Below are 427 nucleotides of genomic sequence, written 5' to 3' on the forward strand. Positions count from 1 at the left end.
TCTTTTCTTGATGCCATCGCAGTCTTGCTCGATATGTAATAACATTACCTTTGAAAAGATATTTTCCGCAATGTCAAGACCCACCGACGCAGGCTATGCTGCCCCCGTCGGCAGACGTCGAAGGGAGGACAGGACATGCAGGCAATGCCGATAGCGCATCAAGCCGCGCAACCCGCAGTCGGCCCCATGTCCTCCTTGACCGGTTATCCGGCCGCCATCCTGTGCTGGCTGCTTTCGGCTGGTGTCTATATCGCGGCCAAATGGGTGGCGCCTGAAATGCCGCCCTGGGGCCTCTGCTTTTGGCGGCTGACGCTTGCTTGCGCCATCCTGCTGCCGATTGTGCACCGTCATCACGACGCGATGATCGGGCTTTTGCGAACCCGCGCCTTGGAGGTCGTCGCCGTGGGGGCGATCGGCCTCACGCTAT

1 pseudogene is annotated in these 427 nt (G+C 59.5%); it reads left to right on the top strand.

Annotation, left to right across the window (positions count from 1 at the left end):
- Positions 1-135: 135 nt before the first annotated feature.
- Positions 136-427: pseudogene (locus tag ACWTU8_RS32860) on the top strand (DMT family transporter); the annotation flags it as partial.

This window comes from Mesorhizobium sp. BHbdii (assembly GCF_053848045.1).